Source organism: Roseovarius roseus (genome assembly GCF_043355935.2).
GTDB classification, from domain to species: domain Bacteria; phylum Pseudomonadota; class Alphaproteobacteria; order Rhodobacterales; family Rhodobacteraceae; genus Roseovarius; species Roseovarius roseus.
Map to the genome: position 1 here is coordinate 267,867 of NZ_JBHFPE020000002.1, position 22,845 is coordinate 290,711.

21 protein-coding genes and 1 riboswitch are annotated in these 22,845 nt (G+C 65.4%); of the genes, 10 read left to right on the top strand and 11 right to left on the bottom strand.

Going from position 1 to position 22,845, the window contains the following annotated elements; translation table 11 throughout:
- The first annotated feature begins 31 nt into the window (after positions 1–31).
- Positions 32–979 carry a hydroxymethylbilane synthase gene (hemC, locus tag ACEWPL_RS05205; protein WP_393933817.1) on the top strand — a complete coding sequence of 316 codons (948 nt, stop codon included), beginning with the start codon at positions 32–34 and terminating at the stop codon, positions 977–979.
- 3 nt (positions 980–982) lie between these two features.
- Here hemC and ACEWPL_RS05210 read toward each other — a convergent pair whose 3' ends face one another.
- The 4 genes from ACEWPL_RS05210 to ACEWPL_RS05225 all read right to left on the bottom strand — a co-directional run bounded on the left by ACEWPL_RS05210 (position 983) and on the right by ACEWPL_RS05225 (position 4,126).
- Positions 983–1,609, bottom strand: a complete 627-nt coding sequence (locus ACEWPL_RS05210; protein ID WP_393933819.1) for a LysE family translocator — start codon at positions 1,607–1,609, stop codon at positions 983–985.
- A 17-nt stretch (positions 1,610–1,626) separates the two neighbouring features.
- Positions 1,627–1,965: a DUF2794 domain-containing protein gene (locus ACEWPL_RS05215; RefSeq protein ID WP_393933822.1), complete on the bottom strand. Its 339-nt coding sequence runs from the start codon at positions 1,963–1,965 to the stop codon at positions 1,627–1,629.
- Positions 1,966–2,014: 49 nt separating this feature from the next.
- The gene (locus tag ACEWPL_RS05220; protein ID WP_393933824.1) at positions 2,015–3,673 is read right to left on the bottom strand and encodes a Y-family DNA polymerase; all 1,659 of its coding nucleotides are present in this window, start codon (positions 3,671–3,673) and stop codon (positions 2,015–2,017) included.
- A 138-nt stretch (positions 3,674–3,811) separates the two neighbouring features.
- Positions 3,812–4,126: an I78 family peptidase inhibitor gene (locus ACEWPL_RS05225; RefSeq protein WP_393933827.1), complete on the bottom strand. Its 315-nt coding sequence runs from the start codon at positions 4,124–4,126 to the stop codon at positions 3,812–3,814.
- A 152-nt stretch (positions 4,127–4,278) separates the two neighbouring features.
- Between ACEWPL_RS05225 and ACEWPL_RS05230 the strand changes: the two genes are divergently transcribed.
- Together ACEWPL_RS05230 and yghU are read left to right on the top strand one after the other, a co-directional pair.
- Complete coding sequence (locus tag ACEWPL_RS05230; RefSeq protein WP_393933829.1) at positions 4,279–5,391, top strand: S-(hydroxymethyl)glutathione dehydrogenase/class III alcohol dehydrogenase; 1,113 nt, start codon at positions 4,279–4,281, stop codon at positions 5,389–5,391.
- Positions 5,392–5,555: 164 nt separating this feature from the next.
- On the top strand, positions 5,556–6,428 hold the full coding sequence (yghU, locus tag ACEWPL_RS05235) for a glutathione-dependent disulfide-bond oxidoreductase (protein WP_393933831.1): 873 nt from the start codon (positions 5,556–5,558) through the stop codon (positions 6,426–6,428).
- Between the two features lie 3 nt (positions 6,429–6,431).
- Here yghU and ACEWPL_RS05240 read toward each other — a convergent pair whose 3' ends face one another.
- Positions 6,432–6,989 (bottom strand): hypothetical protein, encoded by a 558-nt coding sequence (locus ACEWPL_RS05240; protein WP_393933834.1) that lies wholly within the window; start codon positions 6,987–6,989, stop codon positions 6,432–6,434.
- 185 nt (positions 6,990–7,174) lie between these two features.
- Here ACEWPL_RS05240 and parA point away from each other — a divergent pair, with 185 nt between their 5' ends.
- The 3 genes from parA to gltX all read left to right on the top strand — a co-directional run bounded on the left by parA (position 7,175) and on the right by gltX (position 9,987).
- Entirely contained in the window at positions 7,175–7,810 is a 636-nt protein-coding gene (parA, locus tag ACEWPL_RS05245; RefSeq protein ID WP_393933836.1) for a ParA family partition ATPase, read from the top strand.
- A gap of 84 nt (positions 7,811–7,894) precedes the next feature.
- On the top strand, positions 7,895–8,593 hold the full coding sequence (locus ACEWPL_RS05250; protein WP_393933838.1) for an NYN domain-containing protein: 699 nt from the start codon (positions 7,895–7,897) through the stop codon (positions 8,591–8,593).
- 68 nt (positions 8,594–8,661) lie between these two features.
- The gene (gene gltX, locus ACEWPL_RS05255) at positions 8,662–9,987 is read left to right on the top strand and encodes a glutamate--tRNA ligase (protein WP_393933840.1); all 1,326 of its coding nucleotides are present in this window, start codon (positions 8,662–8,664) and stop codon (positions 9,985–9,987) included.
- On the opposite strand, the gene ACEWPL_RS05260 is transcribed toward gltX, so the two are convergent.
- Positions 9,984–10,559, bottom strand: a complete 576-nt coding sequence (locus ACEWPL_RS05260) for a gamma-glutamylcyclotransferase family protein (RefSeq protein WP_393933842.1) — start codon at positions 10,557–10,559, stop codon at positions 9,984–9,986. The genes gltX and ACEWPL_RS05260 overlap by 4 nt on opposite strands.
- A gap of 113 nt (positions 10,560–10,672) precedes the next feature.
- Positions 10,673–10,759: riboswitch (glycine riboswitch) on the top strand.
- A gap of 177 nt (positions 10,760–10,936) precedes the next feature.
- Between ACEWPL_RS05260 and gcvT the strand changes: the two genes are divergently transcribed.
- The 3 genes from gcvT to gcvP all read left to right on the top strand — a co-directional run bounded on the left by gcvT (position 10,937) and on the right by gcvP (position 15,423).
- Positions 10,937–12,061, top strand: a complete 1,125-nt coding sequence (gene gcvT, locus ACEWPL_RS05265) for a glycine cleavage system aminomethyltransferase GcvT (protein WP_393933844.1) — start codon at positions 10,937–10,939, stop codon at positions 12,059–12,061.
- Between the two features lie 37 nt (positions 12,062–12,098).
- The gene (gene gcvH / locus ACEWPL_RS05270; protein WP_393933847.1) at positions 12,099–12,458 is read left to right on the top strand and encodes a glycine cleavage system protein GcvH; all 360 of its coding nucleotides are present in this window, start codon (positions 12,099–12,101) and stop codon (positions 12,456–12,458) included.
- Positions 12,459–12,573: 115 nt separating this feature from the next.
- Positions 12,574–15,423, top strand: a complete 2,850-nt coding sequence (gcvP, locus tag ACEWPL_RS05275; protein WP_393933849.1) for an aminomethyl-transferring glycine dehydrogenase — start codon at positions 12,574–12,576, stop codon at positions 15,421–15,423.
- A 59-nt stretch (positions 15,424–15,482) separates the two neighbouring features.
- Here the strand turns inward: gcvP and ACEWPL_RS05280 are convergent, their stop codons facing one another.
- Together ACEWPL_RS05280 and ACEWPL_RS05285 are read right to left on the bottom strand one after the other, a co-directional pair.
- Positions 15,483–17,993: an ABC transporter permease gene (locus ACEWPL_RS05280; protein ID WP_393933851.1), complete on the bottom strand. Its 2,511-nt coding sequence runs from the start codon at positions 17,991–17,993 to the stop codon at positions 15,483–15,485.
- Complete coding sequence (locus ACEWPL_RS05285) at positions 17,990–18,658, bottom strand: ABC transporter ATP-binding protein (protein WP_393933853.1); 669 nt, start codon at positions 18,656–18,658, stop codon at positions 17,990–17,992. The genes ACEWPL_RS05280 and ACEWPL_RS05285 overlap by 4 nt, the downstream gene beginning before the upstream one ends.
- Between ACEWPL_RS05285 and ACEWPL_RS05290 the strand changes: the two genes are divergently transcribed.
- Positions 18,657–19,394, top strand: a complete 738-nt coding sequence (locus ACEWPL_RS05290; protein WP_393933855.1) for an arylesterase — start codon at positions 18,657–18,659, stop codon at positions 19,392–19,394. The genes ACEWPL_RS05285 and ACEWPL_RS05290 overlap by 2 nt on opposite strands.
- A 73-nt stretch (positions 19,395–19,467) precedes the next feature.
- On the opposite strand, the gene ACEWPL_RS05295 is transcribed toward ACEWPL_RS05290, so the two are convergent.
- The 3 genes from ACEWPL_RS05295 to ettA all read right to left on the bottom strand — a co-directional run bounded on the left by ACEWPL_RS05295 (position 19,468) and on the right by ettA (position 22,769).
- Entirely contained in the window at positions 19,468–19,674 is a 207-nt protein-coding gene (locus tag ACEWPL_RS05295; RefSeq protein ID WP_108692547.1) for a cold-shock protein, read from the bottom strand.
- Positions 19,675–19,842: 168 nt separating this feature from the next.
- Positions 19,843–21,009, bottom strand: coding sequence for a geranylgeranyl reductase family protein (locus tag ACEWPL_RS05300; protein ID WP_393933858.1), 1,167 nt, complete (start codon positions 21,007–21,009; stop codon positions 19,843–19,845).
- A gap of 110 nt (positions 21,010–21,119) precedes the next feature.
- Positions 21,120–22,769: an energy-dependent translational throttle protein EttA gene (gene ettA / locus ACEWPL_RS05305; protein WP_393933861.1), complete on the bottom strand. Its 1,650-nt coding sequence runs from the start codon at positions 22,767–22,769 to the stop codon at positions 21,120–21,122.
- Between the last annotated feature and the right edge of the window lie 76 nt (positions 22,770–22,845).

Below are 22,845 nucleotides of genomic sequence, written 5' to 3' on the forward strand. Positions count from 1 at the left end.
CCTGCGCCCCTTGCACAATTAAACCGCCCCCATGACATTGCAAATGCCCACACCCATGGCCCCGATGAAACTGGGCACGCGCGGCTCGCCGCTTGCCCTTGCGCAGGCCAACGAGACCCGCGCGCGCCTTGCTGCCGCGTTTGATCTGCCCTTCGAGGCGTTCGAGATCGTGGTGATCAAGACGACCGGCGACCGCATCATCGACCGCCCGCTGAAAGAGATCGGCGGCAAGGGGCTCTTTACCCGCGAGATTGAAGAGGCGCTGCTGTCTGGCGAGATCGACATCGCGGTCCACTCGATGAAGGACATGCCGACGCTCCAGCCCGATGGGCTTTTGCTGGATACCTACCTGCCGCGCGAGGATGTGCGCGACGGGTTCGTCTCGCCCGGCTATGCAACACTTGCGGATCTGCCCGAAGGGTCCAAGGTGGGCACGTCCTCGCTTCGGCGCCGCGCTCAGGTGCTGGTGGCCTATCCGCATCTGGAAGTGGTCGAGTTTCGCGGCAACGTGCAGACCCGTCTGAAAAAGCTTGAGGACGGCGTCGCGGCCTGCACTTTCCTTGCGATGGCTGGGCTGAACCGGCTGGAGCGCACGGATGTGGCGCAAAGCGCGCTGGATCCTTCGGTCATGCTTCCCGCCATCGCGCAGGGCGCCATCGGGATCGAGCGGCGCGCGGATGACAGCCGCGCGGCGGAAATGCTGAGCGCCATCCATCACGAGGAAACGGGCCAGCGCCTTGCCGCCGAGCGCGCGTTTCTGGCCGCACTTGATGGGTCCTGCGAGACGCCCATCGCCGGTCTGGCTGAGCTGGATGGCGACATGCTGCATCTGCGCGGCGAGGTGTTGCGCCCCGATGGCTCGCAGTCGATCAAGGATGCGCGAAGCGCGCCCATAGCGGACGGCGCTGATCTGGGCCGCGCGATGGCCGAGGATATGCTGCGCGAAGCGGGGCCGGGGTTCTTCGACTGGCGGCAGTAGCGCCTAGCGCGCAGGGCGCATGTCCTTGAGCGCCAGCAGCGCCGCACCCGCCAGCATCAGCGCGCCGCAGATCTTGTTCACAAGGCCAAAGCGTGCGCCCCGCAGCGCGCCCGCCGCTCGCGCGCCCAGCCAGCCCCAAAGCACGAGGATCGTGCCATCGACCACAAGATAGGTCGCGCCAAGGATCGCCAGCTGTGGCAGGACCGGCGCGGCGGGGTCGATGAATTGCGGGAAAAGCGCGCCGAAGAATACCACGGCAAAGGGGTTGGCCATCGAGGTCAGGAAGCCTTGGCGGTATAGGCGCACGGCGCTGTTCTGCGCAGGTCTCGCCTCCTGCGTGCCACCTTTCGACAGGATCAGTTGCAGTCCGATCCACGCGAGATAGGCAACGCCCAGCCACTTGATGAGAGCGAAGGCCGTGGCCGATGTGGCGATGATCGCGGCAAGGCCGAAGGCAGCGGCGGTCATCTGGATCGCGTTGGCGGAAAGATCGCCGAAAACGGTCCAAAGGCTGCGGCGGAGCCCGTGGCGGATGGCGTTCGAAATGATCAGAAGCTGGCTGGTATCGGGCGGCGTAGCAAAGAACACGGCAACGGCGGCGAGATAGAGCAGGTAGGTCTCAAGGCTCATGCTCTCCCCTTTCCGGGTTATTCCACCGCGCGGATCAGCTTGCGCTCCAGCACGCGCAGCACTTGCCGCAGATCCGCGCCGCGTTTCAGAATCTGGCCATCCATGCCTATCACCGCGTATTGTCCCTGCTTGCCGCGCAGTTTGGGGCGCTTTTCGATGCGGTAAAGCGGATGCTCGGCCGTGCGGCGAAAGACCGAGAAAACCGCCACGTCCCGTAAGCTGGAAATGCCATAATCGCGCCATTCGCCCGCCGCCACCATGCGTCCGTAAAGGGACAGGATCACGCCCAGCTCGGTGCGGTGAAAGGCGACCTGGTCAGGCGCGGCGAATGTCGGAGAGGGCGATTGGTAGCTCATAAGATCAGAGTTGCGCTGAAATCGCGCCAGATCAAGCCTTAAGCCCCTCTCATGCGAATTGGCCCTGACAGAACCAGCCAGAACTCAGCGCCGCGCCATGCGCGTAAAAGAGCCACAGCCGCGCGCCCCCCGCGGTGATCACCTGCCAATAATCGCGCACGCCGCTGCGCCATTCGGGATCGTCCAGCCACCATTCGGGCGCGATGCGCTCGGGGCCCGTTGCCTCGGCCAGCGCGTGAACCTGACCGCGCCAGCGAAATTTCGCAGGCGGACGGGGCACGTCCGGCGCGGTCACCAGCTCGGGACGCCAGAGAAGCAGGGGGCGCGGGCCCGGCGGCGGGGGCCAAGCGCCCTCGGGCGCGGGCTGTGACCAGGCGGCGGGCTGCACCGTGGCGCATTTTTCGGGGATATGGCTGCTGGCCGGATGCCGCCGCGTGATGGCATCGAGGCCCACGCGCGCGCCGATGCGCCCGATTAGATCTTCGAGCGCGGTGTCGCGGCCCGCTCTTTGTTGCGCGGCGCGGCCCGCATCCAGATGCCCGGCGGGGCGGGCTGCATAGATCGGCTCGACCTGCGTCGCCTCCAGCCGCAGGATGTCGATGCCATAGCCCGCGTCCAGATCGTCCAGCTTAATCGCCAGGAGGGGGGTGATGCGATCCGGCTGATCGGCAGGGCGGGCGAGGCCGATCTGCACCCAGCCCGCCGTGCCGTCACAGCGATAGGCCTCCAGCCGGATGGCGCGCGCGCCTTGCCCCTTGGCGCGCAGCATCTCGCACAGGCGCGGGATGAGGCGCCCCAGCGCTGCCTCGAGATCCTCGCGCAGCCCGATCGGGTCCGGCAGGCTTAGCCGCGTGGCGAAACGCGGCGGCGCGGCATGGGGCGAGACAGGCTCGGGCACGGCGCCCAAGGCCTGGTCCATGCGCATCAGCAGCCCCTTGCCAAAACGCCGCGCCAGCGGGCCGCGCGGCTGTCCGGTCAGATCCCCGATGCGGCGCAGGCCGAGGCGGGCGAGGGCCGCGGCGGTATCGCCATCGAGGCGCAGGGCGGTGACGGGCAGGGGGGCCAGCGCCTGCCGCGTCTGGCCGGGCGCGGCAATGCGGGGGGCGCTGCCTTGGGCGCTTGTGCCGGGGGCGGTGCCTCCTCGCTCCCAATGGCGGCGCTTGGCGGCGCGGGACCGGGTCGCGCGCGCCTCCTGGTCGATTGCATCGCCTGAGCGCTCGTGCACCACGCCGCGCCCCGCATAGCGCGCCAGCGCCCAGGCCGCGCCGGGGGTGTCGGCCAGACCGCATTCGGCATGGGTGCCTAGATCGGCTGCGTCTTGCGTGAGGGTTTCGATCAGCGCGGCCTCGCCGCCGAACAGATGCGTGCAGCCGGTCACGTCCAGCATCAGCGCATCGGGCGGTTGCGCGGCGACCCAGGGGCTGTAGCGCCCGGCCCACCGGGTCAGCGCATTCAGAAACGCGGCCTCGGCATGGGGGTTCTGCACCCGCGTGATCAGTCCCGCGCACATCGCATGCGCATCGCGCGCCGGCTGGCCCACGCGCAGCCCCGCCGCCGTCGCCAGTGGGCAAAGGGACGAGATGACCTGCATTTGCCCGGTCTCCTCCAGAACGGCAAAAGGCGCGCCGTGCAGATCGCCGAGGCGGCGCAGCAGGCGGTCGGCCCCGAGGCGGGGAAACCAGACAGAGAGGATTCGGCGAGCGGGCATGGCAGTAATTTGTTCGCTATTTGTTCCAGTGAATATAGCGAGGAAAAACCGGAGTCGAGTCGCACGATGTCGCCCCAACAGCTCCGAAGGTGCCGGGCAGGCGCGCGCCCGGGTCTGCCGATGCGCTCGATCAGCCGATCATCCGCACCAGATGCGCGTGATGCGCCCGCGCCCGTCGATATCGACGTTCAAACGCTCGGGATTGTAATCCATCGTCATCGCCATATCCGGTCCGACGATGCGCACCGGGCGCCCGGCTGCGCTGAAATCATAGGCCTTGTGATCCTTGCCGATCCGGTCGGAATAGGCCGACGCGCCGCAGCTGTCCGATGCGGCGGGGGTAAACACTGGCTGCGCGCCGCGCTGCCCTCCGCCGGGGGCGCCGCCACCGCAGGCGGCCAGCGCCAGCGCGGCAGGCAGGATGAGGGCGGTCGGGATGAGACGGCGGGGCATGGGCACACTCCTTGGGTTGCGCCGCCAGCGTCGCCCAGCCGCGCGCAGGTTTCAAGGCCCGCGATGCACCGGCGGAGTTTGCGGCATTGAAACGCCCGGCCATTTCCCTCAAACTCCGGCCAAATACGAATGACATAGCAAGGATCCCGATCATGCGCACCACAGCCGCCGTGGCCCTCGAGGCCGGAAAACCGATGGAAATCATGGAAGTGAACCTTGATGGCCCAAAAAAGGGCGAGGTCCTGGTGGAAATCAAGGCGACGGGCCTGTGCCACACCGATGACTTCACCCTTTCGGGCGCGGACCCCGAGGGCGCGTTCCCCGCGATCCTCGGCCATGAGGGCGCGGGCGTCGTCGTAGAGGTGGGCGAGGGCGTTACCTCGCTGGAAGTGGGTGATCACGTCATCCCGCTCTACACGCCCGAATGCCGCGAATGCGAATATTGCCTGAACCCCAAGACCAACCTCTGCCAGTCGATCCGCACGACGCAGGGGCAGGGCGTCATGCCCGACGGGACCTCGCGTTTCTCGATGCTCGATGGCACGCCAATCCTGCATTACATGGGCTGCTCGACCTTCTCGAACCATACCGTCCTGCCCGAGATCGCGCTGGCCAAGGTCCGCAAGGACGCGCCGTTCGACAAGATCTGCTATATCGGCTGCGGCGTGACCACCGGCATCGGAGCGGTCATCAACACTGCCAAGGTCGAGATCGGCAGCCGGGCCATCGTCTTTGGCCTTGGCGGGATCGGCCTGAACGTGATCCAGGGTCTGCGCATGGCGGGCGCCAGCCAGATCGTCGGCGTCGATATCGACCCGCAGAAGGTCGAGATGGCCAAGCATTTCGGCATGACCGATTTCGTCAATCCGAACGAGGTGAAGGGTGATCTGGTCGGCCATCTGGTCGAGCTGACCAAGGGCGGCGGCGACTATACCTTCGATGCCACCGGCAATGTCGGCGTGATGCGCACAGCGCTCGAGGCCGCGCACAAAGGCTGGGGCGAGAGCGTCATCATCGGCGTGGCCCCTGCGGGCGCGGAAATCGCCACGCGCCCCTTCCAGCTGGTCACGGGTCGCACCTGGAAAGGCACGGCCTTTGGTGGGGCACGGGGCCGCACGGATGTGCCGAAAATCGTCGACTGGTACATGGAAGGCAAGATCGAGATCGACCCGATGATCACCCACATCCTCAAGCTGGAAGAGATCAACAAGGGCTTCGAGATGATGCACGCGGGTGAGAGCATCCGCAGCGTGGTGGTGTATTGACCTGCTGAAATCGCTCGACAAAATGACAAGGGCGGCCTGACCGGGCCGCCCTTTTGCGTTAGTCAACACCCCATCGCACAGCCCTTGTGCGCGGCAAATCCCTTGTGCCGAGCGCCGAAAGGCATAGTTTCCCGCCAACGCATAATCTGACAAGGAGCCGCTAGATGGCCGACGATACCTACACCCCGCCACGCGTCTGGACATGGGATGCCGAGAGCGGCGGCAAGTTCGCCAGCACAAACCGCCCGATCGCGGGCGCGACGCACGACAAAGACCTGCCCGTGGGCAAGCATCCGTTCCAGCTTTACTCACTGGCCACACCCAATGGCGTCAAGGTGACGGTGATGTTCGAGGAGCTGCTCGAGGCCGGCCATGATGCGCAATACGACGCCTGGCTGATCGATATCGGCGACGGTGACCAGTTCGGCAGCGGCTTTGTCGAGATCAATCCGAACTCCAAGATCCCGGCACTGCTCGACCGCTCGCGCGAGACGCCGGTGCGCGTCTTCGAGAGTGGTTCGATCCTGCTGCATCTGGCCGAGAAATACGGCGCCTTTCTGCCTGCCTCGGGCGCCACGCGGACCGAGGTGCTCAACTGGCTATTCTGGCAGATGGGCAGCGCGCCCTATCTGGGCGGCGGCTTTGGCCATTTCTACGCCTACGCGCCCGAGAAATACGAATACCCGATCAACCGTTTCGCGATGGAGACCAAGCGCCAGCTGGACGTGCTGGACCGCCAACTGGCCGAGCGTGAGCATATCGCGGGCGACGCCTACAGCATCGCTGACATGGCGATCTGGCCCTGGTATGGCCAGCTGGCGCTGGGGCGCACCTATGGCGATGCGGGCACGTTTCTGGACGTCGAAAGCTATGAGCATGTTCAGCGCTGGGCCAAGTCGATCGACGCAAGGGCGGCCGTTCAGCGGGGCCGCAAGGTCAACCGCAATTTCGGCGAGCCCGAGATGCAGCTGCACGAGCGCCACGATGCCAGCGATTTCGATACGCAAACGCAGGACAAGATCGGCAAGGCGGACTGAGCGTCAGCCGTCGGCGCGGGCCAGTGTGACGCCCGCGCCGCGCTTGCGCACCGGCACGTCCGCGCGCGCCTTCCAATTGTATTTGGTATCGTCGCGAACATGGTCCCAATGCAAAATGCCGCCCGTGCGCCACGGGTCCAGCACGATGCCCTTGCGCCAGTCGCCGCCACGCGGGATCACGACCGCCGTGGAATGCTCCAGCAGAAAGGGGTTCTCGGCATTGGCGACCAGACCGGTGAATTGCAGCGTGGCAAAGCGCGCGGCGGTCATGCGGGTCTGGATGTCGCGCGCCCAGTGATAACACAGACCGCGCTCCTTGATCCCCAGATTGACCTTGGTGTTATGGATCAGCGGGGGATCGACGATTTCGTATTCCCGCGCCAGATCAGCCGATGTGGCATAGGCGAGCCGCGCAGCGCGCGTCGCCTCGGCAGGATCAACATCAGGTCCCAGTGCCAGGATCGCCTCGGCCAACCCCTCGGCGCTGTTTTGCGTTCCGACGCGCGCGTCAGGTGTGCTGCATGCGGCCAGCAGTCCGGTCGCGCCCAGTCCTGCGATCATTGCCCGTCTCGTTGTCATCATCGCCTCGCCCTGATGCCTCGGCGCAAAAGTAACCGCGCGCCGCCGCCATTTCCAGCCCCACTCTGTTCGGAGTGCCAGCCTGGCGGCACTGCGGCATTTGCCCTAGTGCTATTCACCGGTATCTGTGTCACGCTGCGGCGCAGCACTTGATTGTGGAGGCGGCGATGACCGGTACGGTAATTACGGTGGCCCAGCAAAAGGGCGGCAGCGGCAAAACCACCCTGACGGCGAATCTGGCGGTGGATCTGGCGGCGCGCGGGCACAAGGTCGCGCTGATCGACACGGACCCGCAGGGCAGCCTTGGCCGATGGTTCATGGCGCGCCGCGAGCTGATGGACGATCCGGGGATGGAATTTTCCACCTCCTCGGCCTGGGGTGTGGATTATGAGGCGGGCAAACTGGCGGATGCCTATGATTTCGTTCTGGTAGATACCCCGCCCAAGGCCGATAGCGATCTGCGCCCTGCGCTGCGCAAGGCGGCGCTGGTACTGGTCCCGGTTGCGACCAGCCACGTCGATCTTTGGGCCACAGAAAGCGTGCTGGACCTTGCGCGCCGGGCGGGCACCTCGGCGATGCTGGTGCTGAACCGGACGCGGGCAGGCACCCGGCTGGGCGCCGAGATCGCCGAAGAGGCGGCCAAGGTCGATGCCGATCTGGCGCAGGGCACCCTGGCCAACCGCATCGCTTATGCCGAGACGCTGGGCCGCGGCCAGGGCGTGCAGGACGCGGCGCCCAAGGGGCCGGCTGCGCGCGAAGTCGCCGCCCTCGCCCAGGAAATCCTGGCCTCCCTGCGGGGATAGCCGGAAAGACCTGCGGACAAGGGAAGCGGTACGCCTTTCCCCATGCGTGCCAATAGGGCATGAAGGGCGCAAAGGAGTTCCCCTATGCCTGAAAGCACCCCTCTTCTGGCCGTCCTCATCGACGCCGACAACACCTCGCCCCGCTGGACCAAGGCGATTTTCGACGAGATCGCCGGTATAGGCGAGGCCTCGGTGCGCCGCTGCTATGGCGATTTTTCGTCGCAGCAGATGACCGGCTGGAACAAGGTGCAGGCCGAATTCGGCCTCGTGCCGCACCACCAGCCCGCCAATACCGTGGGCAAGAACGCGAGCGACATTGCGCTGGTCATCGACGCGATGGACCTGATGCATTCGGGCCGCTTCGACGGCTTTGTTCTTGTTTCCTCTGACAGCGATTTTACCCGGCTGGCATCCCGGATCCGCGAGCAGGGGCTGGACGTGTTCGGCATCGGCGCGAAAAAGACGCCCGAAGCGTTTCGCCAGGCGTGCAAGCGGTTCATCTATCTGGAAAACCTCGGCGGCGCGCCTGATGATGCGCCCAGCAAACCGACCGGGCAGAATATCAACGAGGCGCGCGATCTGCTGTTCAAGGCGATGGACAGCATCGATCAGGACAGCGACTGGTATGCGCTGGGCCGCCTCGGCCAACAGATCACCACGGCCAATCCCGATTTCGACACGCGCAGCTACGGCCACAAGAAGCTGAGCGATCTCATCGCGGCGATGAAGGTGCTGGAGACGCGCCGCGAAGGCAATCAGCTGATGGTGCGCCGCAGGGATTGAGGCGGGCGTCATTCTGGACAAGCGGCGCGCCCTGTGACACATCCTGCGCCACCCAAGGAGCGCCGCCCATGACTATCACCCGTTTCGCACCATCGCCCACCGGCTATATCCATGTCGGCAATCTGCGCACTGCGCTGATGAACTGGCTCATCGCGCGCAAGGCGGGCGGCACCTTCATCCTGCGCATCGACGATACCGATCCCGTGCGCTCGAAAGAGGAGTATGTCGACGGTCTGAAATACGACCTCGAATGGCTGGGCCTGACCTGGGACCGCATCGAGCGGCAGTCCGAGCGGCTGGACCGCTATCACGAGGCGGCGGGTAAACTGCGCGCGATGGACCGTTTCTACGAGGCGTTCGAGACCCCGACCGAGCTGGACCTCAAGCGCAAGAAGCAGCTGAACATGGGCCGCCCGCCGGTCTATGACCGCGCGGCGCTCAACCTGGACGAGGCCGAAAAGGACCGCCTGCGCGCCGAGCGTGGCCCCGGCGTCTGGCGTTTCAAGCTGGATCAGGAGCGGATCGAGTGGGCTGATGGCATCCTTGGCGATATCAGCATCGACGCCGCCTCGGTCAGCGATCCGGTTCTGATCCGCGGCGACGGGCAGGTGCTCTATACGCTGGCTTCTGTCGTGGACGATACCGAGATGGGCGTGACGGACATCGTGCGCGGCTCGGACCACGTCACCAACACGGCGACCCAGATCCAGATCATCGAGGCGCTGGGCGGGTACGTGCCGAACTTTGCCCATCACTCGCTTTTGACGGGTCCGCAGGGCGAATCGCTGTCGAAACGCCTCGGCACGCTCAGCTTGCGCGATCTGCGTGCGGCGGGCATCCAGCCGGCCGCGCTGCTCAGCCTGATGGCGCGTCTGGGCTCGGCTGATCCCGTGGAGCTGCGCACCGACATGGAAAGCTTGCTCGAGGGCTTCGACATCTCACGCTTTGGCTCCGCTCCGACGAAGTTTGACGTGAATGACCTCTACCCTCTGACCGCGCATTACCTGCAAGGGCTCGACTATGCCTCGGTCAAGGACCGCATTGCCAAGCTGGGCGTGCCGGAGGATATCGCGCCGCTTTTCTGGCAGGTGACGCGCGACAATATCACCACGCTGGGCGATCTGGATGCCTGGTGGGCGATGTTCCGCGACGGGGCCGAGCCGGCGATCGACGATGGGGATGCCGAGTTCATCGCCACGGCGATGACCCTGCTGCCCGAAGGTCCGCTGGACGAGACCAGCTGGGGCACCTGGACGACCGCCGTCAAGGAAGAGACCGGGCGCAAGGGCAAGGCCCTCTTCATGCCGCTGCGCAAGGCGCTGACGGGTCAGGCGCACGGGCCGGAAATGGCGCAGGTTCTGCCGCTCTTGCAGGTCATCCGCGCGCGCGGTTAGGCGCGGCAGATGCGTACGGGCAGCCGGGCAAGCGCCTCATCGACGACCTCCGCCTCGGCTTTGCCGAGGCGGCAGGCGCGCGGGTAGTGCGGATCGGCGCGGTCATCCAGCACGTCGACATTCCAGCCGCCGGTCGTGTCAAAGAAATGCTGTGCACCCTCCGCGCCGAATTCGCGCAGATAGCCTTGCACGACAACGTCGATATAACTCAGCAAGATATGATGTCCCTGCGGGCTGTCGTCATAATGCGTACCCGGCACCGCATAAACGGCGATCTGCGGTGCATGGGGCAGGGGATGCTCGACCATATGCGCGGCGGGCACGCGGTCATACGCGCCCTCGCGAATATCCAGCGCATGCCAGTCGTCATCGGGGACCGGCGCGATGAGGCCGTGGATCCAGCACTCCTCGTCCGGCACGACCGACAGGAACGCGACCTCGCGCAGGTTGGTGGGCCGCCAGACCCGCCGCCAACCCTTCAGCTGGGCCGGATGCGCGTCCTTGAAGCTGTGCGTGTCGCGGTTCACGAGGCTGCCATAGCCAAAGAAATAGGCGTGCGAAGGGGCGGTCATCGGGGCCTTTCAACGTTGATCGGATGATTGGGTTGTGCCGCAAGGCGCGGCCCGGCGCAACCTGGCGGCGCAATTCCTCTTGCCGCTGCGCGGGTGGTATACTACCGTCTACCTTGATTGGATTGGGAGAACTGGTGTGAGCCAGTGCCGAAGGAGCAACCGCCCCGGAAACTCTCAGGCGACAGGACCTTTTCAATCGACAGACTCTGGAGAGATCCGCGTTCGGGGGGCACCCCGGGCAAGGGCGCCGAAGGGATAGCGATCTCAGGCCAAAGGACAGAGGGGGCATCGTGGCGCAGCCTGCATAGGGCAAATGCGCCGTTGCGATGCCGCAGTTGATTCCAGATCGACCCGGCAGCCATGATGGGAGGGCCGGTATGATCGACTTGAAGGTAACGGTGCTGAACGCGCTGCATCACGAGCTGGGGGCCAAGATGGTGCCGTTCGCGGGCTACGAGATGCCCGTGCAATACCCCATGGGCGTGATGAAGGAGCATCTGCATTGCCGCGCCGAGGCGGGTCTGTTCGATGTCAGTCACATGGGCCAGGTCATCATCCGCGCGCCAGGTGGCTACGCCGAGGTGGCCGCAGCGATGGAGGCGCTGGTACCCGTCGACGTGGCCGGGCTGCCCGAAGGGCGTCAGCGCTATGCGATGTTCACCAATGAGCTTGGCGGGATCGAGGACGATCTGATGCTGGCGCATCGCGACGAAGAGCTGTTCGTCGTCGTCAATGCGGCCTGCAAGGAGGCCGATATTAAGCGCATGACGGCGGGCATGCCCGGCTGTGACGTCCTGCCCGTGACGGACCGAGCGCTGCTGGCGCTGCAGGGGCCCAAGGCGGAGGCCGTGCTGGAGGGGCTGGTGCCCGGCGCCGCCGAGATGCGGTTCATGGATATTGCCGTGCTGCCGTCGGACTGGGGCGATCTGTGGCTTTCGCGTTCGGGTTACACCGGCGAGGACGGCTACGAGATTTCGGTGCAGGAAGACCGCGCCGAGGCGTTTGCGCGCGCCCTGTTGGAGCATGACGCGGTCGCGCCCATAGGCCTTGGCGCACGGGACAGTCTGCGGCTGGAGGCGGGGCTGTGCCTCTATGGCCATGACATTGATGCCGGGACCACGCCGGTCGAGGCCAATCTGGGCTGGGCCATCCAGAAAGTGCGCCGCATGGGCGGCGATCGGGCGGGTGGCTTTCCCGGCGCGGATGTGATCCTGCCGCAAATGGCCTCGGGCGCCGAGCGGCGGCGCGTGGGCCTTCGTCCCGAGGGACGCGCGCCGATGCGCGAGGGCACCGTGCTTTTTGCAGACGAGACGAGTGAAGATGCCATCGGCACCGTCACCTCGGGCGCGTTCGGGCCGACCATAGAGGCACCGATGTCGATGGGCTATGTGCCCAACGATCTGGCGGCACTCGGCACGACCGTCTATGGCGAGGTCCGGGGCAAGCGCATGGCCGCGACCGTGACCGCGCTGCCTTTCACACCTGCGAATTTCAAACGCTGACACGCATGAACGCTAACACCCAAGGGAGATATCAGGCATGAAATACACGGAAGAACACGAATGGCTGCGCGTCGAGGATGATATGATCGTCGTCGGCATCACCGAGCACGCGGCCGAGCAACTGGGCGACATCGTTTTTGTCGAGCTGCCCGAGGTGGGCAAGGAAGTGGTCAAGGATGACGAGGTCGTCGTGATCGAGAGCGTCAAGGCCGCCAGCGATATCCTGGCCCCCATCGACGGCGAGATCGTCGAAGTGAACGAGGCACTGACCGACTCGCCCAGCACGGTGAACGAGGATGCCATCGGCGATGGCTGGTTCTTCAAGATGAAGACCGAAGACATGAGCCAGCTGGACGACATGATGGACGAGGCCGCCTACAAGAAGTTCATAGGCTAGGCCCTCCGGCCCGCGGCGGACGCGCTCCGCGCGGGAGTATTTGAATCAAGATGAAGACGGGCGGGGCGCATCGGCGGCCTGCCTGACCCCAGCCCGCAACCTGATGGAGTGTGACATGGCGTTCGAGCCCACCGACTATCTGCCTTATGATTTCGCCAACCGCCGCCATATCGGGCCTTCGCCCGAAGAGATGGCTGAGATGCTGAAAGTTCTGGGGGCGGACAGCCTCGACGCGTTGATCGACGAGACGGTGCCGAAGGCGATCCGCCAGAAAGAGCCGCTCGATTTCGGCAAGGCCAAATCCGAGCGCGAGCTTTTGCATCACATGCGGCGCGTCGCGGGCAAGAACAAGGTTCTGGTGAGCCTGATCGGGCAGGGCTATCACGGCACCGTCACACCGCCCGCGATCCAGCGGAACATCTTTGAGAACCCGGCCTGGTACACCGCCTATACACCCTACCAGCCCGAGATTTCGCAGGGTCGCCTTGAGGCGCTGCTGAACTTCCAGACGATGGTCAGCGATCTGACGGGCCTGGAAATCGCCAACGCGTCCCTTCTTGATGAGGCGACGGCCTGCGCCGAGGCGATGACCACTGCGCAGCGCGTGGCGAAATCCAAGGCAAAGGCGTTCTTTGTAGATCGCGATTGCCATCCGCAGAACATTGCGCTGGTTCAGACACGCGCCGCGCCTTTGGGCATTGAGGTAATCGTCGGCAATCCGGACAAGATGGAGGCGGACAAGGTCTTTGGCGCGCTCTTTCAGTATCCCGGCACCTACGGCCATGTGCGCGACTTCACCGATCATATCGCGCAGCTGCATGAGCATGGCGCCATCGGCATCGTCTCGGCCGATCCGCTGGCGCTGACCCTGCTGAAAGAGCCGGGCGCGATGGACGCCGATATCGCGGTGGGCTCGACCCAGCGCTTTGGCGTGCCCTTGGGCTATGGCGGCCCGCATGCGGCCTACATGGCCTGCCGCGACGACTACAAGCGCGCGATGCCGGGCCGGATCGTAGGCGTCTCGATCGACAGCCACGGCAACCGCGCCTACCGGCTGAGCCTGCAAACGCGCGAGCAGCACATCCGCCGCGAGAAGGCCACCAGCAACGTGTGCACTGCGCAAGCGCTTCTGGCGGTCATGGCGTCGATGTATGCGGTGTTCCACGGGCCCAAGGGCCTCAAGGCCATCGCGCAGCGCATCCACCGCAAGACGGTGCGCCTGGCGAAGGGCTTGGAGGCCAACGGTTTCCAGGTCGACCCCAAGGCGTTCTTCGACACGATCACTGTCGATGTTGGACCGCTGCAATCGGCGGTGATGAAATCGGCGGTCGATGAGGGCATCAACCTGCGCCGCGTTGGCGAAACGCGCGTCGGAATCAGCCTTGATGAGTGCACGCGCCCCGAGAATATCGAGAGCGTCTGGCGCGCCTTCGGCATCACCGATCACGACGATGATTTCACGCCGGAATACCGCGTGCCGGACAAGATGCACCGCACGTCCGACTACCTGACGCACCCGGTCTTTCACATGAACCGCGCCGAGACCGAGATGATGCGCTACATGCGCCGCCTTGCGGACCGCGACCTGGCGCTGGACCGGGCGATGATCCCGCTGGGCTCCTGCACGATGAAGCTGAACTCAGCCGCCGAGATGATGCCGGTCAGCTGGCGCGAATTCTCGCGCATCCACCCCTTCGTGCCGCGCGATCAGGCTGCGGGCTACCACGAGCTGATCGACGATCTGAGCGCCAAGCTGTGCGATATCACGGGCTATGACGCTATCTCGATGCAGCCCAACTCGGGTGCGCAGGGTGAATATGCGGGTCTACTCAGCATCGCCGCCTATCACCGGGCGAATGGGCAGGGCGAGCGCAATGTCTGCCTCATCCCCACCAACGCGCATGGCACCAACCCCGCCAGCGCACAGATGGTCGGCTGGAAGGTGGTGCCGGTAAAATGCAATGCGCGCGGCGATATCGACATGGAGGATTTCCGCGCCAAGGCCGAGAAGCATTCCGACATGCTGGCCGGCTGCATGATCACCTATCCCAGCACGCACGGCGTGTTCGAGGAGACGGTGATCGATGTCTGCAAGATCACGCATGAGCATGGGGGCCAAGTCTATATCGACGGGGCCAACATGAACGCGATGGTTGGCCTTGCCCGCCCCGGCGATCTGGGCGGCGACGTCAGCCACCTGAACCTGCACAAGACGTTCTGCATCCCGCATGGCGGCGGCGGGCCCGGCATGGGTCCGATCGGCGTCAAGGAGCACCTGATCCCGCATCTGCCAGGCCATCCTCACACGGGTGGCACCGAGGGACCGGTATCCGCCGCGCCCTTCGGCTCGCCCTCGCTATTGCCGATTTCCTGGGCCTACATTCTGATGATGGGCGGCGAAGGTCTGGCGCAGGCGACGCGGGTTGCGATCCTCAACGCCAACTACATCGCCAAGCGGCTGGAAGGTGCATATGACGTTCTCTACAAGGGCGAGAACGGGCGTGTGGCGCATGAATGCATCCTCGACACCCGCCCCTTCGAGAAAAGCGGCGGCGTGACCGTGGACGACATTGCCAAGCGTCTGATCGATTGCGGCTTTCACGCGCCGACAATGAGCTTTCCGGTCGCGGGCACCCTGATGGTCGAGCCGACAGAGAGCGAGACCAAGTCCGAGCTGGACCGCTTCTGCGATGCGATGCTGGCGATCCGGCAGGAGATCAAGGACATCGAGGACGGCAAGATCGACGGGGAGAACAACCCGCTGAAGAACGCGCCGCACACGATGGAGGATCTGGTGCGCGAGTGGGACCGTCCCTATGACCGCGAGCAGGGCTGCTTCCCCCCGGGGGCGTTCCGGGTGGACAAATATTGGCCCTCGGTCAACCGGGTCGACAATGTCTATGGCGACCGGAACCTGATTTGCACCTGCCCGCCGATGGAGGATTACGCCGAAGCGGCGGAATAGAAGCCATCAGTGAAAGTTGCGGAAAAGCGGGCTCTCGCGGCCCGCTTTGTCATGCGGGGCTACTCACGCGCGCGCAGTACCTGCGCCGGGCGCGCGTTGAGCGGCTTCAGCGCAAAAGCGAGTGCGGTAATCAGCGTCACCAGCACCCCGGCGCAGATGATGATCAGCGCTGAGGGCCAGAGGATTCTGTATTCGACCTCCAGCACGTAATGGCTGACCGCCCAGCCCCCCAGCGCGCCAGCGCCAAGCGCCACGGCCCCTGCCGCGCTGCCCAGCAGAATGGCACGGAGCGCAAGGCTGGTTAGAATCCTCGCCCGCGAAGCACCCAGCGTTTTCAGCACCGCCGCCTCGAAGATGCGCGCGTTCTGGTCTGCCGCCGCCGCGCCGATCAGCACCAGAAAGCCGGTCAGAAGGGTCGCCGAGGCCCCCCATGACGTGGCCGCCGCCAGCCCCTTGAGCAACTGCGCCACGCGGTCGATCGCCTCCTTTACCGGAATGCCCGTGACGTTGGGATAGGCGTCCGACACGACCCGCAAGAGGCGCGCCTCGGCCCCCGGATCGGCGTAGACGGTGGCGATGACGCTATGGGGCGCGGCGGCTAATGCGCCGGGGTTCATCACCATGATGAATCCGATGCCGGCGGTAGAAAAATCCACCTCGCGCAGGCTGGTGATGGTCGCGGTGATGTCGCGGCCAAGGATGTTGACGGTGATTTCGTCGCCGAGGCCGAGCCCCATCTCCAGCGCCTCTTCCTCGGCAAAGCTGATCTGGGGCGGGCCGTCGTAATCCTCGGGCCACCACTCGCCCTGCGTGACCGTGTCATCGGGCCGGGCGGCATAGCTAAGGCCTCGATCCCCCTCCAGCACCCAATGCTGGCCCGCGACCTCATTGGGGTCTTGCCCCTTGATGGCGGTGATCATGCCGCGCAGCATCGGCGCGCTGTCGACCCGCGTGACATCGGGATCGCCTGCCGTCAACTCGCGAAACCCCTCCATCTGGTCGGCCTGCAGATCGACAAAGAAGAACGAGGGCGCGCGATCCGGCAGGTTGCCGGTGATCGCGCCGCGCAGCGTGCCGTCGATCTGGCCCACGGCGGCGAGAACAGTGAGGCCAAGGCCCAGTGCCAGCATCGTCGGCGCCGCCGTGCTCTGCGGCCCGCCGATGGCTGCCAGCGCCCATCCCAGTGAGGGCCGCCCGCGCGCAAGTGGACGCGCCAGCCGCGCGAGGGCCTGCACACCCCAGGCCGCCAGCCACAAAAGGGTCAGCGCCCCGATGATGCCCCCCGCCGTCCAGAGCGTCAGGCGCAGGTTGCCGGAAAAGGCTGCGGCGATCGCCAAGAGGATCGCGACCAGCCCGGCAATCAGCGCCAGCATGGGCCAGCGCGGCAGGCTGCGCGTGCCCGTTCCGCCATCGCGAAAAAGGCTGGCGGCGCGGATTTCCTCGATCCGCGACAGCGGAGCCAGGGTAAAGATCAGGACCGTGAGCGCGCCGTAGATGGCCGCCTCCAGCATGGGCCGTGCATAGAAGCCAAAGCTGGCGGGAACGGGCAGGCGCGCCTCGATCACGGGGGCGAGGGCCACGGGCACGCCCGCGCCCAAGAGGATGCCTACGGTCAGCCCGAGGCCGCCCAAAGCGCCTATCTGCAGGAAATAGGTGGCCAGCACCGTGCCGCGATCCGCTCCCAAGGTGCGCAGCGTGGCGATGGTTGCGGTCTTGCGCGCCAGATAGGCCCGCACGGCAGAGGAGATGCCGACCCCGCCCACCGCCAACCCGCTAAGCCCCACAAGCACCAGGAACGCGCCCAGCCGGTTCACGAATTCGGAAATGCCGGGCGCACCTTCTCGCGCGTCACGCCACTCGATGCCGCTTGTGCCCAGCGCCTCTTCTGCCTCCGCCTCGAGCGTGGCCAGATCCGCGCCCTCGGGCAGGTCCAGACGGTAGCGCGTCGAAAAGAGCGTGCCCTCGCGCAGAAGTCCGGAAGATTGCAGCGCCGTGGTCCGCACCAGCGTGCGCGGCCCAAGGGCGAACCCGGCGGCAGCTCCGTCCGGCTCGTCCACCAGTGCCGCCATCAGCACGAAATCCTGCGTGCCAAGGCGGAAGGTCTCGCCCGACTCCAGCGCCAGCCGCGCGATCAGCGTAGGCGCCATCACCGCGCCGGGCAGGCCGTCCGCGCCGTCAAGGGCCGTGGCTAGCGGCATCGCTGGATCGAGGCCGACATCGCCAAGGAGCGGATAGGCGCCATCCACCGCCTTCACTTGCGTGAGCGCGCGATCCTCGCCCACCACGGCAAGCGAGCGAAAATCGACGATCTCCGAAACAGTGTCGGCGCGGCCCCCCATCCATGCGCGCTCATCCTCGCTGGCGAAACGGTAGGTCAGACCGATCTCGGCATCGCCGCCAAGCAGCTCGGCGCCCTTTTCTGCAAGGCCCGCCTCGATGCTGGCGCGGATTGTGCCGACGGCGGCAATGGCGGCCACGCCAAGGATGATGCACCCTAGAAGGATGCGAAACCCGGCGAGGCCCCCGCGCAATTCGCGCCGGGCCAGACGTGCGGCTGCGCGGAAATTCATGCGATACGTCCGTCCGACAGCGAGACGGTCCGGTCACAGCGCGCGGCCAGATCGGGATCATGCGTGACCATGATCAGCGTCGCGCCATGCTTGGCCCTCAGATCGAACAAGAGGTCCATGATCGCGCCGCCGCTGGCGCTGTCCAGATTGCCCGTCGGCTCGTCCGCCAGAATGAGGCGCGGCTCTGTCGCGGTTGCGCGGGCCAGCGCGGTGCGCTGCTGCTCGCCGCCCGACATTTGCGAGGGGTAGTGCCCCGCCCGGTGCGCAAGGCCGACGGCTTTCAGCTGCGCTTCCGCCCGCTCGGTGGCGTCAGCCGCGCCCGCCAGCTCCAGCGGCACGGCGACGTTTTCCAGCGCGGTCAGGGTCGGGATCAGGTGGAAGGATTGAAAAACAACGCCCATATGCCCGCGCCTCAGCCGTGCCAGCGCATCTTCGCTGAGCGCACTCAGGTCTTGGCCAAGCGCCCTCACACGGCCCGAGCTGGCCCGCTCGAGCCCGCCCATCAGCATCAGCAGCGATGATTTGCCCGAGCCGGAGGGGCCGACCAGCGCAAGCGTCTCGCCCTCGGTGACATCCAGCGATATCCCATGCAGGATCTCGACGTCGCCGGTGCCTGATCTAAGTGTAAGACCAACATTTTCGAGCGACACGATAGGAGAAGACATGGATATGCGCCTGACATTTAGGAGTTTCCTGCTATATGGGGCTGCGCGGGCAGGGGGCAAGGCGATAGCGCTTGCGCTGGCCGTCGCGCTGGGCGGAACCGCCGCCACGGCCGAGGAGGCCGTACCGAACGAGGTGCGCGTGATGACCTTCGGCGACAGTCTGACAGCGGGATACGGCCTGACGCGCGAGAACGGATTTGCCGCCCAGATGAGTGTCTGGCTGAAGGAAAACGGGACGCCTCAGGGGGTGCCGGTGCGCATCCTCAACTCGTCCGTGTCGGGCAGCACCACGGCGGGCGGTGTGCGCCGCCTTGACTGGGCGCTGGCCGATGATCCCGATGCGATGATCGTCGAGTTGGGCGGCAATGATTTGCTGCGCGGCACCGACCCCGCCGAGACGCGCGCCAATCTCGAGACGATCCTGTCCCGCGCGGCAGATGAGGGTATCGAGGTGCTGCTGGTCGGGTTGATCGCCAAGGACAATTACGGGCCCGAATACCGTGAGGCGTTCAACGCGATCTATCCCGATCTGGCCGAGACATACGGCACGGCGCTGCAGCGCGATTTCTTTGGCGCGCTGCCCGAGGCGAATGCCGATCAGCTGCCGTATCTGCAAGGTGATGGCACGCATCCCAATGCGGAAGGCATCGCCAAGGTCGTGGCCGATATGGGGCCGCGCGTTCAGGCGCTGATCTCGGACGTGCTGGAAGATCGAGCGGCTGCGGTGCAGAACTAACGGGCACCTATCGCCGAGCCGGATACAAAAAGGGGCCCCGCGGGGCCCCGATTTACCACTTATCGCAAAAGGCTTAGGCCAGAACGATGTTCGATGCCGACTCGCGACCGTCACGGCCTGCTTCGATGTCGAACGTCACTTTCTGGTCGTCTGCCAGGCCGGTCAGGCCTGCGCGCTCAACAGCGGAGATGTGGACGAAAACGTCCTTGCCGCCGCCATCGGGTGCGATGAAGCCGTAGCCTTTTGTCGAGTTGAACCATTTCACGGTGCCATTAGCCATACCGTAATCTCCTTAGTTATACTGCCCGCGTCAGTGCGGCAGCGCGGCTAGTCAGTGCAAGATCGAGTGCCTGAGCCGTAAGGAGCAGTTGGTCGATAGTGGTAACGTCGCGCGAGTCGTATACGCCAAAAAAGGCGATTTTGCAAGACCTAAGGAATTGGCCAACGCCTAGCCGCGGCGTCGGTGGCGCCAAATCGCCTGCGGCATCCGGCGCAGGGCCAGCCGGCATATGGCGGGGTATTCCAGATCGCCGGCCAAAAGATCGAGATAGGCGCCCTTCAGCACCGATGACTTGGCGAAGGCGCGCAGGAAAAACGGACGCGTCCGTGCAGAGTAGATCAGCGGTCGCAGCCAGCACGCCATGGCGAGCGCGCGGTGCACGGGTTTCAGCGCGCGCCGATAGGCTGGCAGGAGGGCATCCGGGCGCCCTTGGGCCAGCGCATATGCGGCGGCGGCGGCGGCGGCGGCGCCCGATTGCAGCGCATAGGCGATGCCTTCGCCAGTGATCGGATCGACAAGGCCCGCGGCATCCCCCGCAAGCAGGACACGGCCCCGGCCCGGCACCCGGCGATAGGCTCCGAAAGGCAGGAAATGCCCCTTGACCCGCGCGCTGCTCGCCTCGCCCAGGATGTCGCGATAGGCGTCCAGCCGCCCTTTCATGTCGGGGTTCCGGGCGCTCAGGCCGCCAACGCCGATCGTCGTGCTGCCCGCCTTGGGAAATTGCCAGCCATAGCCCCAATCCGCGGCCCCGAGATCAATGCGGATCACGCTCTGCTCGGGCGGAGCCAGGGGCGGGGCCTCGATCTCCATCGCGAAGCCGATGGTGCCCTGATCGAAAGCGCGGCCGAAGAGCGTGCGGGCGACATGGCTGCTGACGCCATCGGCGCCGATCAGGATGCGCCCGGCCAGTTGGCGGCCATCCGACAGCGTGGCGGTCAGCGCGTCCGCGTCCAGATCGGTGATGCGCTGCCCGGTGAAATCCGCCGTCCCTGCCGCGCGCGCGATGTCCAGCAAATGCGCGTCCATGTCCCAGCGCATCGCCAGATAGACGGGCGGGCTGCCCATCTCGCCGCCCAGCGATGCGCCATTCGCCTCGAAGGTGATGCGCTCGCGCGGCTCGAAAAGCGAGGGAGGGAGCGGCGCGCTGAATATTTCACTATAAAGCGTGGCAGAGCGCCCGGTTACCAGCCCGCCGCAGAGCTTGGCGCGCGGGAAGGTCGCCTTGTCGATGATGGCCGTGCTGAGGCCTGCCCGGCAGGCCGTGACGGCGGCGGCTGTGCCCGCCGGGCCAGCGCCGATTATGAGGATGTCGAAGGTCTGGAGCGTGCGAGCCATGGACCGGGTTTAGGCGGTTTTCACGTCATGCAAAAGCGAAACGCGCCCGGTCGGGGCGCGCGTCTGGTCTGACTTTCAGGGCTTGCGTTGAAGCGAGGCGTCTTTTGCGGTCAGCGCGCGAACTTCTTGTGCTTGGTCTTCGACGGCTCGACATCGCCCATCCGGCGGATCTTGTCTTCTTCATAATCCTCGAAGTTGCCCTCGAACCATTCGACATGGCCGTCACCCTCGAAGGCCAGCATATGCGTGCAGATCCGGTCGAGGAAGAAGCGGTCGTGGCTGATGACCACGGCGCAGCCGGCGAAATCGACCAGCGCATCCTCAAGTGCGCGCAGCGTCTCGACGTCCAGATCGTTCGTCGGCTCGTCAAGGAGCAACACGTTGCCGCCCGCGCGCAAGAGGCGCGCCATGTGTACGCGGTTCCGCTCACCACCCGACAGCAGCGAGACCTTCTTTTGCTGGTCGCTGCCCTTGAAGTTGAAGGCACCGCAATAGGCGCGCGCGTTCACTTCGGCGTCACCCAGCTTGATGATGTCCTGGCCGTCGGCAATCGCCTCCCAGACGTTCTCGTTGGGGTCCAGATCGTCGCGCGACTGGTCGACATAGCTGAGATCCACGGTCGTCCCCAGCTCGATCGTGCCCTCGTCGGGCTGTTCCTGCCCGGTCAGCATCTTGAAGAGCGTCGACTTACCCGCGCCGTTGGGGCCGATCACGCCGACAATGCCGCCAGGGGGCAACGAAAAGCTGAGATTGTCGATCAGCTTGCGCCCGCCCAGCGATTTGCTGAGTCCCTCGACCTCGATCACCTTCGAGCCGAGACGCTGGCCGTTCGGGATGACGATCTGCGCCTTGGTCAGCTTCTCGCGCTCGGACTGGTCTGCCATCTCATTGTAGGACTTGATCCGGGCCTTGGACTTGGCCTGACGTGCCTTGGCGCCCTGACGCATCCATTCCAGTTCGCGCTCCAGCGTCTTTTGCTTGGACTTGTCCTCGCGCGCCTCCTGCAGCAGCCGCTTGGCCTTCTGCTCGACCCAAGAGGAATAGTTGCCCTCATAGGGAATGCCGCGGCCACGGTCCAATTCGAGGATCCAGCCGGTGATGCTGTCGAGGAAGTAGCGGTCGTGGGTGACGATCAGGATCGTGCCCTTGTAGTCGATCAGGTGCTGCTGCAGCCATGCGATCGTCTCGGCGTCGAGGTGGTTGGTCGGCTCGTCCAGCAGAAGCATGTCGGGCGCTTCCAGCAGCAGCTTGCACAGCGCCACGCGGCGCTTCTCGCCGCCCGAGAGGCCCGAGATATCGGCATCGTCCGGCGGGCAGCCAAGCGCCTCCATGCTGACGTCGATCTGGCTGTCGAGATCCCACAGGTTGTCGCTGTCGATCTCGTCCTGCAGCGCCGCCATCTCATCCGCGGTGTCGTCGGAATAATTCATCGCCAGCTCGTTGAAGCGATCCAGCTTGGCCTTCTTCTTGGCGACGCCCAGCATGACATTCTCGCGTACCGACAGGCTCTCGTCCAACTGCGGCTCCTGCGGGAGGTAGCCGACGGTCGCATCCTTGGCGGCCCATGCCTCGCCGGTGTAATCCTTGTCGAGACCGGCCATGATCTTCATCAGGGTCGACTTACCCGAGCCGTTGACACCCACGACGCCGATCTTGACGCCGGGGAGGAAGCTGAGGTGAATGTTCTCAAAGCATTTCTTGCCGCCCGGATAGGCTTTGGAAACGCCCTGCATGTGATAGACGTATTTGTTGGCTGACATGACGCATCTCTTTCCTGTGGACCGGCGCATGTGCCCGGCATGAGTTTGAGTGCCATGTAACCGCCCAGCGCGCCGA

Excerpts from the sequence above, each read along its gene's own strand:
- ACEWPL_RS05210 (WP_393933819.1), bottom strand. The coding sequence starts at position 1,609 with ATGAGCCTTGAGACCTACCTGCTCTATCTCGCCGCCGTTGCCGTGTTC.
- hemC (WP_393933817.1), top strand. The coding sequence starts at position 32 with ATGACATTGCAAATGCCCACACCCATGGCCCCGATGAAACTGGGCACG.
- gltX (WP_393933840.1), top strand. The coding sequence starts at position 8,662 with ATGACTATCACCCGTTTCGCACCATCGCCCACCGGCTATATCCATGTC.
- ACEWPL_RS05220 (WP_393933824.1), bottom strand. The coding sequence starts at position 3,673 with ATGCCCGCTCGCCGAATCCTCTCTGTCTGGTTTCCCCGCCTCGGGGCC.
- ACEWPL_RS05230 (WP_393933829.1), top strand. The coding sequence starts at position 4,279 with ATGCGCACCACAGCCGCCGTGGCCCTCGAGGCCGGAAAACCGATGGAA.
- ACEWPL_RS05285 (WP_393933853.1), bottom strand. The coding sequence starts at position 18,658 with ATGTCTTCTCCTATCGTGTCGCTCGAAAATGTTGGTCTTACACTTAGA.
- ACEWPL_RS05290 (WP_393933855.1), top strand. The coding sequence starts at position 18,657 with ATGGATATGCGCCTGACATTTAGGAGTTTCCTGCTATATGGGGCTGCG.
- parA (WP_393933836.1), top strand. The coding sequence starts at position 7,175 with ATGACCGGTACGGTAATTACGGTGGCCCAGCAAAAGGGCGGCAGCGGC.
- ACEWPL_RS05225 (WP_393933827.1), bottom strand. The coding sequence starts at position 4,126 with ATGCCCCGCCGTCTCATCCCGACCGCCCTCATCCTGCCTGCCGCGCTG.
- gcvT (WP_393933844.1), top strand. The coding sequence starts at position 10,937 with ATGATCGACTTGAAGGTAACGGTGCTGAACGCGCTGCATCACGAGCTG.
- ACEWPL_RS05295 (WP_108692547.1), bottom strand. The coding sequence starts at position 19,674 with ATGGCTAATGGCACCGTGAAATGGTTCAACTCGACAAAAGGCTACGGC.
- ACEWPL_RS05240 (WP_393933834.1), bottom strand. The coding sequence starts at position 6,989 with ATGATCGCAGGACTGGGCGCGACCGGACTGCTGGCCGCATGCAGCACA.
- yghU (WP_393933831.1), top strand. The coding sequence starts at position 5,556 with ATGGCCGACGATACCTACACCCCGCCACGCGTCTGGACATGGGATGCC.
- ACEWPL_RS05215 (WP_393933822.1), bottom strand. The coding sequence starts at position 1,965 with ATGAGCTACCAATCGCCCTCTCCGACATTCGCCGCGCCTGACCAGGTC.
- ACEWPL_RS05280 (WP_393933851.1), bottom strand. The coding sequence starts at position 17,993 with ATGAATTTCCGCGCAGCCGCACGTCTGGCCCGGCGCGAATTGCGCGGG.
- ettA (WP_393933861.1), bottom strand. The coding sequence starts at position 22,769 with ATGTCAGCCAACAAATACGTCTATCACATGCAGGGCGTTTCCAAAGCC.
- ACEWPL_RS05250 (WP_393933838.1), top strand. The coding sequence starts at position 7,895 with ATGCCTGAAAGCACCCCTCTTCTGGCCGTCCTCATCGACGCCGACAAC.
- gcvH (WP_393933847.1), top strand. The coding sequence starts at position 12,099 with ATGAAATACACGGAAGAACACGAATGGCTGCGCGTCGAGGATGATATG.
- ACEWPL_RS05260 (WP_393933842.1), bottom strand. The coding sequence starts at position 10,559 with ATGACCGCCCCTTCGCACGCCTATTTCTTTGGCTATGGCAGCCTCGTG.
- gcvP (WP_393933849.1), top strand. The coding sequence starts at position 12,574 with ATGGCGTTCGAGCCCACCGACTATCTGCCTTATGATTTCGCCAACCGC.
- ACEWPL_RS05300 (WP_393933858.1), bottom strand. The coding sequence starts at position 21,009 with ATGGCTCGCACGCTCCAGACCTTCGACATCCTCATAATCGGCGCTGGC.